This window comes from Clostridium sp. BIOML-A1, assembly GCF_009874105.1.
GTDB lineage: Bacteria > Bacillota > Clostridia > Lachnospirales > Lachnospiraceae > Coprococcus.
The window spans coordinates 1-12,670 of the sequence record NZ_WWTL01000012.1; the positions used below are offsets into that span (position 1 = coordinate 1).

The 12,670-nt window shown below is 36.4% G+C and carries 18 protein-coding genes and 1 pseudogene; 10 read left to right on the forward strand and 9 right to left on the reverse strand.

The annotated features are described in order from the left end of the window. Positions 1-201: 201 nt before the first annotated feature. The 10 genes and pseudogenes from GT641_RS09930 (at position 202) to GT641_RS09975 (ending at position 5,488) form a co-directional block, all read left to right on the forward strand. Positions 202-531, forward strand: coding sequence for a hypothetical protein (locus tag GT641_RS09930; RefSeq protein WP_008400173.1), 330 nt, complete (start codon positions 202-204; stop codon positions 529-531). Between the two features lie 26 nt (positions 532-557). Continuing rightward, positions 558-1,001, forward strand: a complete 444-nt coding sequence (locus tag GT641_RS09935; protein WP_161117429.1) for a GNAT family N-acetyltransferase — start codon at positions 558-560, stop codon at positions 999-1,001. Between the two features lie 174 nt (positions 1,002-1,175). Continuing rightward, on the forward strand, positions 1,176-1,499 hold the full coding sequence (locus tag GT641_RS09940) for a hypothetical protein (protein WP_008400170.1): 324 nt from the start codon (positions 1,176-1,178) through the stop codon (positions 1,497-1,499). Beyond that, positions 1,492-1,884 (forward strand): hypothetical protein, encoded by a 393-nt coding sequence (locus GT641_RS09945; RefSeq protein WP_008400168.1) that lies wholly within the window; start codon positions 1,492-1,494, stop codon positions 1,882-1,884. Before GT641_RS09940 ends, GT641_RS09945 begins: the two co-directional genes overlap by 8 nt. 264 nt (positions 1,885-2,148) lie before the next feature. After that, complete coding sequence (locus GT641_RS09950) at positions 2,149-2,490, forward strand: TipAS antibiotic-recognition domain-containing protein (protein ID WP_084770625.1); 342 nt, start codon at positions 2,149-2,151, stop codon at positions 2,488-2,490. A 28-nt stretch (positions 2,491-2,518) separates the two neighbouring features. Further along, positions 2,519-2,799 (forward strand): annotated as a pseudogene (locus tag GT641_RS09955) (helix-turn-helix domain-containing protein). Positions 2,800-2,941: 142 nt separating this feature from the next. Beyond that, positions 2,942-3,379, forward strand: coding sequence for a radical SAM mobile pair system MarR family transcriptional regulator (locus GT641_RS09960; protein WP_004612404.1), 438 nt, complete (start codon positions 2,942-2,944; stop codon positions 3,377-3,379). Continuing rightward, entirely contained in the window at positions 3,376-4,065 is a 690-nt protein-coding gene (locus GT641_RS09965) for a radical SAM mobile pair protein A (RefSeq protein WP_117525228.1), read from the forward strand. Before GT641_RS09960 ends, GT641_RS09965 begins: the two co-directional genes overlap by 4 nt. After that, positions 4,053-4,961, forward strand: a complete 909-nt coding sequence (locus GT641_RS09970) for a radical SAM mobile pair protein B (protein WP_161117430.1) — start codon at positions 4,053-4,055, stop codon at positions 4,959-4,961. Before GT641_RS09965 ends, GT641_RS09970 begins: the two co-directional genes overlap by 13 nt. 290 nt (positions 4,962-5,251) lie before the next feature. Next, positions 5,252-5,488, forward strand: a complete 237-nt coding sequence (locus tag GT641_RS09975; protein ID WP_004843528.1) for a DUF6061 family protein — start codon at positions 5,252-5,254, stop codon at positions 5,486-5,488. A 151-nt stretch (positions 5,489-5,639) separates the two neighbouring features. On the opposite strand, the gene GT641_RS09980 is transcribed toward GT641_RS09975, so the two are convergent. The 9 genes from GT641_RS09980 to GT641_RS10020 form a co-directional block, all read right to left on the reverse strand. Then, positions 5,640-6,248, reverse strand: coding sequence for an ATP-binding cassette domain-containing protein (locus GT641_RS09980; RefSeq protein ID WP_005608342.1), 609 nt, complete (start codon positions 6,246-6,248; stop codon positions 5,640-5,642). Next, entirely contained in the window at positions 6,245-8,185 is a 1,941-nt protein-coding gene (locus GT641_RS09985; protein WP_005608344.1) for a DUF1430 domain-containing protein, read from the reverse strand. Before GT641_RS09985 ends, GT641_RS09980 begins: the two co-directional genes overlap by 4 nt. Then, positions 8,186-8,635 (reverse strand): hypothetical protein, encoded by a 450-nt coding sequence (locus GT641_RS09990; protein WP_004843525.1) that lies wholly within the window; start codon positions 8,633-8,635, stop codon positions 8,186-8,188. Between the two features lie 67 nt (positions 8,636-8,702). Beyond that, entirely contained in the window at positions 8,703-9,047 is a 345-nt protein-coding gene (locus tag GT641_RS09995) for a hypothetical protein (protein ID WP_005608346.1), read from the reverse strand. Between the two features lie 63 nt (positions 9,048-9,110). Continuing rightward, positions 9,111-9,845: a DUF6040 family protein gene (locus GT641_RS10000; RefSeq protein ID WP_161117431.1), complete on the reverse strand. Its 735-nt coding sequence runs from the start codon at positions 9,843-9,845 to the stop codon at positions 9,111-9,113. Continuing rightward, positions 9,784-11,505: a MobA/MobL family protein gene (locus GT641_RS10005; RefSeq protein WP_161117432.1), complete on the reverse strand. Its 1,722-nt coding sequence runs from the start codon at positions 11,503-11,505 to the stop codon at positions 9,784-9,786. The genes GT641_RS10000 and GT641_RS10005 overlap by 62 nt, the downstream gene beginning before the upstream one ends. Continuing rightward, positions 11,475-11,834 (reverse strand): hypothetical protein, encoded by a 360-nt coding sequence (locus GT641_RS13380; protein WP_161117433.1) that lies wholly within the window; start codon positions 11,832-11,834, stop codon positions 11,475-11,477. The genes GT641_RS10005 and GT641_RS13380 overlap by 31 nt, the downstream gene beginning before the upstream one ends. After that, positions 11,834-12,148: a relaxasome subunit MobC gene (locus GT641_RS10015; RefSeq protein ID WP_161117434.1), complete on the reverse strand. Its 315-nt coding sequence runs from the start codon at positions 12,146-12,148 to the stop codon at positions 11,834-11,836. Before GT641_RS10015 ends, GT641_RS13380 begins: the two co-directional genes overlap by 1 nt. Positions 12,149-12,288: 140 nt before the next feature. Further along, positions 12,289-12,519 carry a helix-turn-helix domain-containing protein gene (locus tag GT641_RS10020; protein WP_004843519.1) on the reverse strand — a complete coding sequence of 77 codons (231 nt, stop codon included), beginning with the start codon at positions 12,517-12,519 and terminating at the stop codon, positions 12,289-12,291. Positions 12,520-12,670 lie beyond the last annotated feature (151 nt).

Consider the following 12,670-nt stretch of genomic DNA (forward strand, 5'->3'; position numbering starts at 1 on the left):
TGCTGTATGGATTCACACCTATGGCAAGGGAAAAATCTGCTGTATCGTTCCTGCACACACTACCCAAAATCTGACCTGTGAACCATTTGTCAAACTTGTAAAGAATGCTATTGATTGGGTTTAATAGCATTAATAGAGCGTCAAATTCCAGTTTGGAGAATTGAGAAAATCGGAATTTTATGAAATGTTAAGAGAAAGCTAATGAGAATGATGGTAGAAAAAAAGAAATCAATAGCATTAATTATTATTTTACTTACAATTGTTGTTATTTTTATTTGTGGTCGATATTATTTTGCACACAATAAAAGTTATAAAAATGAGGCAATTGAAAAAGGAGATTATATATATCTTAATGGAGTAAGATATTCTCAAACATCGAAACTGGAAAATTATAAAATATCAAATGTGGTAATTTGTACATCTGACAGTGGGAGAAAATTATATGAGATAGAAGAATATCCTGATTATGAATATATCGCGGGATATTATGCATGGGACGGCGTAATATATAAAAAAGATGAAACAGATTGATAACTTCCCGTTTATGAGGATAAAAGATGAAAATTATAGAAATCACAGAAAGTAAAAAACAATATCTTGAGTTGCTCTTATTGGCAGATGAGCAGGAAAATATGATAGATCGCTATCTTAATAAAGGCAGAATGTATGTGTTAGATGATAATGGGATTAAATGCGAGTGCGTCGTTACCAATGAAGGAAATGGAGTGCTTGAAATAAAAAATATTGCGACTGCTCCGGAATATCAAGGGAAAGGATATGCAAAAGCCCTGATTGATTTTATTGTTGAGAAATACGGAGAACAATATGCTATTCTGCAAGTAGGAACAGGAGATAGCCCACTTACAATACCATTTTATGAAAAATGTGGTTTTGTCCGTTCGCGTATCATTCCCCATTTTTTTACAGAAAATTACGATTATCCAATATACGAAGATGGAATACAATTGGTGGATATGGTATATTTGCAAAGAAAGCTATAAAGAAACATGTTCTAATAATCCGTTGACATTTTAAAATTGCCGTGGGTATACATATGCACATACCTATATTGAGTACATAGAAACAACCTATGGTTGGAATGCTGTTTTGAACATTATACAGAGCGGGGATTATGAAGCGGTCTTTAGAAAATCGAAACGGGATATATACGCTGAATGGGTAGCGTGCGTGATATAAGAAATGCTTCGGTGCATAGTAATTGTTTAATCAATAAGTTGTTTGAAGAATTACCAGCTACACAACAACCAGATGCGGAGATAACGGAATATGTGAAACGGATAAAAAATATTCCTTCATCGACTAGAGCTAAGAATTTGAAATATAGAGTCGTATATGATTTTGTAACATTGTTATTTGTGTATAATGAAATTGTGCCGGAAGGGGTGGCGAAAAGACAAAGACATAAAGAAATACAAGAATCCAAGGCAGCACGAGATGCATTTGCTGAATTTGTATTAGAGAGGAGAAAAAGTGAATAAAAAGGCTTATGTAAGTATTATTATTGTTTTAATAGTTTTGGTATTGATTACTGGCTCATATACTGCAATTCATTATTTTTTTAATTATTCAACAAAAGAATGGTTTAGAGAGAGTATTAATGCCGGAGATTACGTGATTGTTGGTGAAGAAATAGGTGATACAATATTTGATGGTGACACTCAGGTTGAAATCTCTATTTTTGACCACATTAATAAGGTCCATATGATCTCCTTTAAAACAAGAATTAGCAATCAAGGGGAGAAGCTGTCAGCTAAAAATTATGATATTGAATGTACTGACGAATATATAAAAATTGAACTGATTAATTTTGATGGTACAAAAAAAGTGGCATATCGCTTTTTCTTTGAAGATTTCAAGTATTAATATTTTTTATATAAAACACAAATGCTAGGTGGATCAGAGAAGGATGCTTGAAAAAAGCATGTCGGATTTCGATGATCCACCTTGTTTTATTAGTAAAAAAGATTTACCTATACTTATGGTAAACGTCAAATCATCCAACCAAGGTTCAGAATTAAAGTAATCATGCCGATATATAATGAAAATCAGTAAATTGTAAACGGAGCATCAATAATTCAGAAGGAGAAAGGATGGGTATAGGAGCAGATGGGGTAATGATGTTTCGGTATAAGACAAACCTCTGAGTATAAGGAGTTTGAAGAGAAAACAAAGAACTGGACGAAAGACGATGAAGCTACTGTTGCAAATGAGTTTATGCAATTATTTGTTGAATTCGGACAAATGAAAGAAATGGACCCAGAAGATGAACAGGTGCAGTTGCAGGTAAGGAAACTTCAGGATTACATTACAGATCATTTTTATACATGTTCTGATAAGATTTTATGCGGTCTTGGAAGAATGTATGCCGGTGGAGGAGAACTTACGGAAAATATTGATGATGTTGGAGGAGTTGGCACAGCAGAGTTTGCAAGTAAAGCTATTGATATATTTTATATGAGCGGAAGGTAAATTCAAGTTTGTAACGAAGGTATTTGCGATGAAAGGAATTAAGATTGAGTTATTGGGGATTGCAATAATACCTTTAGGAATTGCTGTGACAACAAATAATTTTTGGGGATAGATGGTATTTCACAAAAGGTTTTGACAGATAGTTTAAGACAAATGATGAGTGATGGGCTGGCATATCGCCACGATTACCATGAGCAGCCACCGAGAGTTGAATACGGCTTAACGGAACTCGGAACAAAAATGCTTCCAATTGTTAATTCACTTGCTGACTTTGGTAACTACTATAAATCAATTATTGAACAGAATTAAGGACGTTAGTATTTGAAAAGCTTGAACAATTCCAGTTTGGAGAATTGAAAAAACGGAATTTACCTATTAGGACATATAAACTGTTGACAATAAAGCTCCTATATAGTATGTTTTTGGTAAACTACTATATAGGAGCTTTTGTATGGAAATGAATGGAGGATTTCTTGTCACCAAAATAAAACAGCTTGGAGACCGGATTTTCGAGAAGATTCTCAGTGAAAAGAATATTGATGCGTTTAATGGAGCCCAGGGGCGTATTCTTTATGTACTGTGGCAGGAGGATGGTATCTCAATCAGGTCACTCTCGACTAAATGCGGATTAGCGATAACATCTCTTACTACGATGCTGGAAAGAATGGAAAATCAAGGGCTGATAAGCCGTGTTCAGTCTGAAACGGACAAAAGGAAAACACTCCTGTTTCTGACTGAGAAAGCGCATGCCTTAAAGGGTGAGTACGATTCTGTATCTGATGAGATGGGCAGTATTTACTACAAAGATTTTTCAGAGGAAGAAATTACCTGGTTTGAGGAATGCCTCGACCGCATCAGAAAGAATCTTGAGGAGTGGCAGAAGTCATGAGTATTTGTATCAAAGATCAGATTCAGAACATGAATATCGTCATTGGCTGCACAGTGGGGTGTGCATATTGCTATGCCCGCAACAACGTGAAACGCTGGCATATGATTGATGACTTCGCTGACCCTGAATTCTTTCCGGGTAAGCTTAAGATGATGGAAAAGAAACGTCCGCAGAACTTTCTTCTTACCGGCATGAGCGATCTCTCCGGATGGAAGCCGGAATGGAGAGACGAGGTATTTGTAAAGATCCGTGAAAATCCGCAGCATCAGTTCCTGTTCCTTACCAAGCGACCTGATTCGCTGGATTTTGATACCGATCTGGAAAACGCATGGTTTGGCGTTACGGTGACGAGGAAAGCAGAACTGTGGCGTATCGACGCCCTTCGGAAAAACGTCAGAGCAAAACATTACCATGTTACCTTTGAGCCGTTATTCGATGATCCCGGCACAGTTGACCTTTCCGGAATCAATTGGATCGTTGTCGGCACCATGACCGGAGCTCAGAGCAGGAAGATTCATACGGAGCCGGAATGGGCATGGTCTCTGACGGACCAGGCACATAAGCTCGGCATTCCGGTGTTTATGAAGGAAGACCTTGTCCCTATCATAGGGGATGAAAATATGATTCAGGAAATGCCGGAAGAATTTAATAAAGTGTTAGAGGTACAGAAATCATGGAAGAAGTAATGAATGGAATCCTCATTCATGAGGTGGAAACAAAAAACATCATGACTAAGTCTAGTCTGCCGGTAGGCGGTTACTCGGTCAATCCCTATGTGGGCTGTACACATGCCTGCAAGTATTGCTATGCTTCTTTTATGAAGCGCTTTACCGGGCACAAGGAGGAATGGGGCACTTTCCTTGATGTGAAGCATTGGCCGGAAATTAAAAATCCGAAGAAATATGCCGGACAGCGGGTGGTCATCGGTTCTGTGACAGATGGCTACAATCCACAGGAGGAGCAATTCGGGAATACCAGAAAACTTCTGGAGCAGCTGATCCGCAGTGACGCAGATATTCTGATCTGCACAAAGTCGGATCTTGTGGTACGGGATATTGATCTGTTGAAGAAGCTTGGACGTGTAACCGTTTCATGGTCGATCAACACACTAGATGAAAATTTCAAGAACGATATGGATTCTGCTTCGAGCATTGAGCACCGTATTGCTGCTATGAAGCAGGTATATGAGGCAGGTATCCGTACAGTCTGTTTCGTATCCCCGGTATTCCCCGGTATCACGGATTTTGAAGCAATCTTTGAGCGGGTAAAGAATCAGTGCGATCTGTTCTGGCTCGAAAATCTCAATCTTCGAGGCGGTTTCAAAAAGACAATTATGGATTATATCGCCGGAAAATATCCTGATCTTGTACCACTTTACGACGAGATCTATAACAAGCATAACCGCAGCTACTTTGAAGCACTTGAAGTAAAAGCTGAGAAAATGGCTAAGAAGTATGATTGTGCCTTTGTGGATAATGAAATGCCTTATGGCAGAGTCCCGCAGGGGCATCCGGTGATCGTAGATTATTTCTATCATGAGGAAATCCGTGGGACAGAGAATACCGGAAAAAGAAATCGCTAAATTCCAGTTGATATTTCACATATTTTAGGAAATTTAATAACTGTTATATTTAATTATCAAATTCTTCGCAAACCCTTGAAAATACTAAGTTTGTAGCAAGTGAGCTTTCCCTTACTCTTTCCCTTGTGTTATATTCTCACATTGGTTTTCATGAACCTTAATATGGGAAAAAATAAGGGAAAGAAAATTTCATAACACAGTATAACAATAACGACATGGTGAACTGATTGAAATGTTTTCGATATTTAACTCTATAACTGATTATTAAAAGAAAATGGAGATAAGATACGATGAGAACAATTTATGCAGAATACAACATAAATCACGATAGTATTGATGTTTACACAAGTGCCGGATATATGCTTCGCATTGATTGCTGGAAAGCTGAAAAAAATCTAAAAACCACATACGGATCAGAATGTGCGCTTACTTCATTGGCTGTGGATGAGCCTTTGGAATATGCAAGATTATATCTTGAGGGTAATTTACAGATGTGGGTAGATGCAGAAGACTCACTAGAGTTATAATCCTTATCCATATAAATAATATGCAAATATATATCCCATCAATATAGCGAATATACTGAAATAAAAGTATCTTTATAATCAATTTTAACCAAAAGAATATGTTCTTAGAGGAGGTGTCTCCCGAAAGAACATATTCTTCTATTATGGGTAATTATAAATATAGAACATGCTTTTCTTGTGCTACAATTTCTTCACTATGAGTTACAACAATAACTGTTTTTCCCTGTTCACTTAACTCATGCAATATATTCATAACAATCTCACTATTTTTTTTGTCTAAGGAACCAGTTGGTTCGTCTGCTAATACAATCGAACATTTCTTTAGCATTAAACGAGCTAACGCAACTCTCTGCTGTTCGCCACCAGATAATTGATAGACTTTTTTGTTAATTACTTTCTGTAAACCAACCTTTTCAAGAGCTTCATTTATTGAAATATCCGTTCTACCTGATTTTTTTATTATTTCTAGATTTTCTTTTACTGTTTTGTTTTCCAAAAGGGCAAAATTTTGAAATAAAAATCCAACAACTTCTTTGAAATATTTCTGCTTTTTTCCTTTTTTTGCCACATCAAAACCATTCACAATAATAGAACCTTTGTCAGGAGTTTCAATACCTCCAATCATATTAAGTAAAGTACTTTTTCCGCATCCACTTTCGCCACTAATTACCAAAAAACGGCTATCTGGAATTTCCAAATGAAAATTTTTGAACAAAATTTTATCATTATATGCTTTGCATAGATTTTCAATTGTTATCATAAGCAACCTCCTTTTAATGATTTCGGTATGTTTGTTTTTTCAACAATTGTGATATTAAAGAAAATAATTGTAAATTCTATTAGTGCCATAAATGAACTAACAAGAATGCTAATTCCTACTTCAGTCTGTACCGATAATAAAGAATAGATAAGCATACCTACTAATATCACAAAATTTTCCACTACAATCATTTTAAGAAGTGTTTTGTGCCGTTCAAATAAACTATATCCAAAGATTTTCATCAAGGAAATTTTCATTGCATTTTCTCGGAACTCTAGTCTACTTACTGTAACAATAATCATAATATTTAAAAGCAATACAATCGTACAAAGAGAACTTAAAAATCCCACGAGTTTTATTAAAAATGTGTGATTATATAAATACTGTTCATGTACGTTTGTAATTACTAGCTGATAATTTCCAAGCATATCTTCATACTTTTTGCTGATATTTCTTAGCTGTTTTTCATCACATTGAAATAAAACTGCTCCTGCTTTATAGCTTTCAAGATACCCACCATTGACTGCTAAATCTTTGTTTGCCTGATAAATAATTATCGGATTTTTGCTTTTTTCGATACCATTTATTCTACTTGTATCTAAATAGGAAAAGTATTCTGTTTCGCTATACTCTATGTACTGAATATTTAATTGTTGTAAATTATCATGATTTAAAACATGGCTCAAGGAGTCATAGGCTAATTGCTTGTTTTTAGCAAAATATCTATTCTTTGGAATGAAAATAATCAAATCAGAAGATTCATTCTCTACTGCATTTATCTGCTTCGTAAAACCTTGTAACATATCTTTTGCATGATTATTTACATATATCACATCATTTTTATCATTTAAAATATTCAAGCATATTACAGGCTTTAATGTGTTATATTCATTCTTGTATAGTTTATTCCAAAAAGCTTCTTCTTTTTCAGCATTAAAATCAGTAGTCTTTACGGTAAAATAATTTGCATCATAATATTCTTCTAACAAATGTTCATTTGTAAATAGGTTATTATGAATACTACTAATATTAGTGGTAATTGTAAAAACAGCGGCTACCCCTGCTATAAATTTTAACGAATAAATTAAAAAATCCACTCCTCTTTTGTGTGTTGCATTTGCGAATGCCTTTCTAATATCAAAAAAGCAAAAAGAACAATATGGAATAGTGGAAAGAATAATTCCAATGGAATATAAAATTGTGACGAGTCTATTCTCATATGCTCCCGATATATAATTTGACAGCAATATTTTTGCAACAATAAATAATGCAATGTCAAAAGTTACATCGAATAAAGCAGCCTTAAATGCTATGAAACCAGCACTTTCTCCTAAGGAAACTCGTACAACAACCTCTTTTTTTCGCCTAACCACTTCAATTACATTTAGAACAATCATCAATGCAATAATCATACCCCATATAATAAAAATCATGTCCTTTTCCGTAGAATTCCAATATTCTGGATAAGTTAAGCTATATTTTTCTGATAATTTCTGATATGCAGAGATAATATTGTCCTCATTTCCTATGTATGAGATAAAGTTTTCATAACCCACAGAGGTACTTTGCAATTCTGAGAGATTATGAAATTTTACTTTCGTAATTCCGGAAACTAAAGCGGTATATTCTGATTCTTCTATGTTTGCAGTATTTTTTAATGTTTGTCTGATTACTTTATCATCGCCATAAATATGAAGTGTTGAAAGGTATTTATTATTGATTTCATTGTACTGAGAAAAAATATGTACATCATTCTCCGTTGCAGTTTCTGATACATCTTTCAGAAACTGCGACATATCTTCACTAGCAACTTCATAGCGTGATGACGTAAAATATGCTGTAGAAAAGTTCCAAAGCTGATCTTGAAATATTTCAGATTGCATAAGTATTCCAAAAATCAGGAAACAAAACAAACATAAGTTTTTAATTGCTTTCATTTATTTCAACCCCAGATTCCATACTTTATTTGCTTTTTCAAATATCGTAGTCAATATTGTGCTATTTTCATCAACAATCCATTGATCTTCTTGATCTTCAGCTTTTTTGCTACTTGACAACATAATTTGAGTATTCAAATCCTTATAGTCATTAAATAGCACGCCTTGACTTATTCCTTGGTGAAATGGTTTTATCCAAATAATTAGTGCATATCGAACATCTGACTCAGCTATCGCAAGATTTCCATTCCAAAGCAAATAATCAGGGACAGACACACTATACTGGAATCCATCTTTATCTGTGTAAATTTTTACTCCAGATTCTTCTATTTCAGGGAAGTCTTTCTGAAATTCGTTATATGGTTTATAACTCCCGAAGTACCAAAATAAATTATAGCAACAGAACAAAATAACCAAAACAATTCCTATATATTTTATTTTTTTCTTCATTTATATACACTCCACAAAAAAGAGTGGTTGGAATTCCAACCACTCAGCCATTATCCCGAACCTTTGTTTAGTAGCTATTACCGTAGGTAATACTATTTCCTTTATGAGCAACCTCAATTTTAGACCAATTACCTTTACCAACATTTGAACCCGAAAAAGAACCATTTCCATTCTTGACATATGCGTAATGATCTTTAGTTGAATGATATGCGTGTGCATAATCTTCATTAATAGCAAGAGTATTATAACCATAAGTCAAAACACCTTTTCCGCCATCAGATGTAGTGCTCAATTCCCACTTTTTATCAAATGTCTTATTCCCGTTTGTAACAGAAAATGCCATTACTGGAATTGATGAAGAAATTAACATTGCACTAATAGCTACCCCTACAATCACTTTCTTTGCTCTCATAAGTTTTACCTCCTTTGATCTGCTGTATTTCTATTTATATTTTATCAAATATTTTGTATCTAGTCAATCAGTATCTTGACTTATATAGCGTCGAATTGTAAGATATATTCCTTGTAAAATTAACCAAAAGAACAACAGATTTATTGATAATGCTTTTTTAATTACTTCTCCAAAATAAATGATGACAGCCGCACTTGTCAGTATCATCAGTAGGGTAATAACATCCCAACAGTTTTTCTTATATAATTCTATAACCTTTATTTCTATCAGTATTGCCAGTATCCCTGTCCCTGCCACACATATTCCAACAACCAATATCATCAATAACCAATATATGATTCCGGCTATAATCTCATTTGGAATTTTTGTGCTGATTTGTGCCACAGATTGCCCGGCATCAATCGTCCAACCGATAAAAGTTTGTATGAATGATGCTGCATCATGGAAGAATGATTTGCAATCGGAAAGGAACACATCTGACTGTACTGCCTGAAAAAGAGTGGTTGTCAGCGAATACCATGCAAGAAGGAACAAGGTTGTTTGGAACATTACCGTTTTTGCTTTATATTGTCCTGCAAGTTGCTCTTTTTGTGTTTCGTATCTTGCTTTTGCATTCTGATAGGCTGTCCGGTCACAGGCTTCGCATTTTTTATAGAGTACCGGCTTTTCTACCGGTATCTCTACGATTTTCTGATGTGTCCGGGCATAATCCCGTTGTTGTGTTAAGCATCGTATTTTATCTTGACATTCCCCTATCGTGACGTTTGCGCTTCGCAGCTTCTCTTTCTCGTTCCGCAATGCTCTGTCTGCTAGCTTCAAGTCGTTCTTTAATGCTTGAATATTCCCGGCTCTGTTCTCTTTGTTTAATTTCTCGTTCAAGGTTAGAGATTCGTTGAGCTGCGTCTTTAGTTCCACGATAAGCTGGTCTTTCTGTTCCAGTTCTTCTTGTATCTCCTCGGTCAAGAGGAGAAGTTCTTCCAACTGTTCGGCGTTCTTTGATTCTCTGGATTCGTTCATCTATATCACGTCCTTTCTCTATCTGCTGTTCCAGTTCAGCAATTCGGTGTTCTGTTTCAGTAATAAACTGTTTTCGCTGTTCAGCTTCTGTACCAATTTCTGCCATTGCTGATTTTCGTTTTCCAAAAGTTCTATCTTCGTTTTCTGTTCTTCCATCTTGGAAAGCAGTTCCTCGGTATTTGGCAAAATGTTGAGCAGCTCGGATAACTCGCTGTTTAATTTTTGCAATTTCTGATTCTGTTCCTGCATAAGAGAGAGTTGGGTGTCTCGATTCTGCATTTCCAGAATCATTTCTGCCATTAAGGTCTGCTGTTCTTCGATTTGCCCAATCATGGATTCCATTAAGGGTATAATTTCCCGGCTTTCTTCTAATGTCATTTAATCGCTCCTTCCATAATGATAATGCACCCGATACTTTTCCAAAGGTGTCCAGTATCTTTTGCAATAACGTGTTTTGTTGTTTTATGATTTGATTTTCCGCTACTTTCCACGAACCTTTTATTTCCTGCCCGGCAAGAAACTTTTGTTCAATCTTTCTTGCGTCAGCGCCTTCATGGATGGTAGGAATCTGGAGTTTTCCCTGTTTTTCATAAGAACGGTGATCGACCTGATTATGCAAAGGAAGATGTTCATTACACACCTTTGCCCACTCACTCCGCCACAGTTCACAATTTTTTGGATTGTTCCATCCGGTAGCATCGGTCAGCACCCGTTTCCATTGCAGGCGGTTTCTTGCACCAATCTTCTGAATTCCGTTTTCGTCTAATACAGGGATACGGATTCCATGACGGTCAGGGTTTTTCTTATCCTGCCACCAGTTCGGATGGGATTCATCAATCACGATATTTCCGTTTTTATCTCTGACAAAATCCCAATCCTTGACTTCTTTCTTTCCCCAAGAATGATCCGGGTTAAAAGGACGCATAGTCAGAAGCAGATGAACATGGGGGTTGCCATCCCCTTTATCGTGGATACTCCAATCAGCACACATTCCTCTATCTACAAAAGTTTTTTGAATATAGTCAGTTGTATATTGAATTTGTTCCTGTCTGTTCCATTCTTTGGGAAGGGCAAATTCAAATGACCTGCCAAGTTGGGCATCTGCATTTTTTTCAATCTTCAATACCTCATTCCATAACCTTTGTTTCTGAAATGTGATTTTAAATTTTTCTAAAGTAGCTTCTTTATCTTCTGATCTTTTGTATCGGACAGATTTTTGAAAGCGTTTTATATTTTCTTCTGGTACTATCTGCCATTCAGGAGGTACGTTTTCACACATCATAAGACTGGTGTAGACCACTTCTTTTTTAGAAGTGTAATAACTGATTCTCCCGGTTTCCTCGTTTTTCATCACATCCCCATTGAGATATGCGGAAGCGGAGATAACAGATTTCCCTTTACTTCGTCCGACTATTTTGATTGTGTAATGAAAAATCGCCATGTCTGGATTCCTCCTTTCTGACGTATCCGGCATAGATTTCCGGCAACATTGCTTTCAGTTTTAGAAAAAGCAGCATTGCCGGAACGCCCTCTGCGTAAGAGTGCCCTGCGCATAGCAGCCTGCATGGAATGCGCCTCTCTGGCGAAGAGTGCCTCCTGCGGCATGAGCAGGTCTGGCTGAAAGCCCCGCCGACGGAATGAGCCCGGCAAGCGTGAGCGCAGACCGGTTGCCACTTGTGGCAAACTTATTGGGACGACCTCTGGTTGTCCATAAGTGCGCCCTTCATAAAAAAGCAATGAAGGGAATGAAAACCTCATCCCCTCCGCCATTACACTTCCTCCATATCGGTATTTGTTTCTTTCTGCATTGCCTTTGAGAAAAATTTCCCGTTGGTTTCCTGCTTTTTCAGAAAACCAATCAGCTTTGGGATGTCTTCTTCCTCAATAGGCGCACCGAGAACGGATTCCACCGCACCGCCAACCTGACAGAGCCTATGGGTTCGTTTTTTACTTTCTTCGGCTTTCTTTCGCTTCAGAAGTTCTTTCTTCTGTGCTGCATATCTTTTCGCCTTTTCAAGGCTTTCCTGCTCTTTCTTTTCCATTTCAAGCATTCGTTCTTCATAACTTTTTGTTGATTTTGCCATTATTACATTCTCCTTTCTCTTGCAAACATAAGTTCTTGGTTGCGTATCAGAAGAAGCACATGGTATAATCTTCTTGCGTGTAGGTATATCATGGCTTCGGTCTGATAGAACCTTTGGCGGTTTCTTTGGAAGCCGCCTTTTTAATTTGCCGCAGTTCTTGTTACGGCTTTTACATTTCCTCTATCCCTCAAATCACGACCTTCATTCGCTTCCATAAACATTTCCAGAATATCGGTTTTAATCAGGACTTTGCGACCAACCTTTAATACCGGAAGTTTCTTCCATTCTACAAGCTGTCTTAAGGTGTTTCTGCCGATTCCCGTATAGTCGGCAGCTTCTTCGATGGATAATGCAATTTTTCTTTGCGTCATATAATCACCTCCTTATAAATTGCATTATGCAATTTTCGTAATGTAAGTATATCCTTTCTGCATCTTCTTGTCAAGCATTACGAAACGTTAAAAACAAACTTTATATTGCGTATTGCAATTACGGAGAAACAATGCTATAATTCATACATAC

What these genes read in the sequence shown, in the direction of transcription:
- GT641_RS09930 (WP_008400173.1), top strand. Translation starts at nt 202, where the DNA reads ATGAGAATGATGGTAGAAAAAAAGAAATCAATAGCATTAATTATTATT.
- GT641_RS09935 (WP_161117429.1), top strand. Translation starts at nt 558, where the DNA reads ATGAAAATTATAGAAATCACAGAAAGTAAAAAACAATATCTTGAGTTG.
- GT641_RS09940 (WP_008400170.1), top strand. Translation starts at nt 1,176, where the DNA reads ATGGGTAGCGTGCGTGATATAAGAAATGCTTCGGTGCATAGTAATTGT.
- GT641_RS09960 (WP_004612404.1), top strand. Translation starts at nt 2,942, where the DNA reads ATGGAAATGAATGGAGGATTTCTTGTCACCAAAATAAAACAGCTTGGA.
- GT641_RS09965 (WP_117525228.1), top strand. Translation starts at nt 3,376, where the DNA reads ATGAGTATTTGTATCAAAGATCAGATTCAGAACATGAATATCGTCATT.
- GT641_RS09970 (WP_161117430.1), top strand. Translation starts at nt 4,053, where the DNA reads ATGGAAGAAGTAATGAATGGAATCCTCATTCATGAGGTGGAAACAAAA.
- GT641_RS09975 (WP_004843528.1), top strand. Translation starts at nt 5,252, where the DNA reads ATGAGAACAATTTATGCAGAATACAACATAAATCACGATAGTATTGAT.
- GT641_RS09980 (WP_005608342.1), bottom strand. Translation starts at nt 6,248, where the DNA reads ATGATAACAATTGAAAATCTATGCAAAGCATATAATGATAAAATTTTG.
- GT641_RS09985 (WP_005608344.1), bottom strand. Translation starts at nt 8,185, where the DNA reads ATGAAAGCAATTAAAAACTTATGTTTGTTTTGTTTCCTGATTTTTGGA.
- GT641_RS09990 (WP_004843525.1), bottom strand. Translation starts at nt 8,635, where the DNA reads ATGAAGAAAAAAATAAAATATATAGGAATTGTTTTGGTTATTTTGTTC.
- GT641_RS09995 (WP_005608346.1), bottom strand. Translation starts at nt 9,047, where the DNA reads ATGAGAGCAAAGAAAGTGATTGTAGGGGTAGCTATTAGTGCAATGTTA.
- GT641_RS10005 (WP_161117432.1), bottom strand. Translation starts at nt 11,505, where the DNA reads ATGGCGATTTTTCATTACACAATCAAAATAGTCGGACGAAGTAAAGGG.
- GT641_RS13380 (WP_161117433.1), bottom strand. Translation starts at nt 11,834, where the DNA reads ATGGCGGAGGGGATGAGGTTTTCATTCCCTTCATTGCTTTTTTATGAA.
- GT641_RS10015 (WP_161117434.1), bottom strand. Translation starts at nt 12,148, where the DNA reads ATGGCAAAATCAACAAAAAGTTATGAAGAACGAATGCTTGAAATGGAA.
- GT641_RS10020 (WP_004843519.1), bottom strand. Translation starts at nt 12,519, where the DNA reads ATGACGCAAAGAAAAATTGCATTATCCATCGAAGAAGCTGCCGACTAT.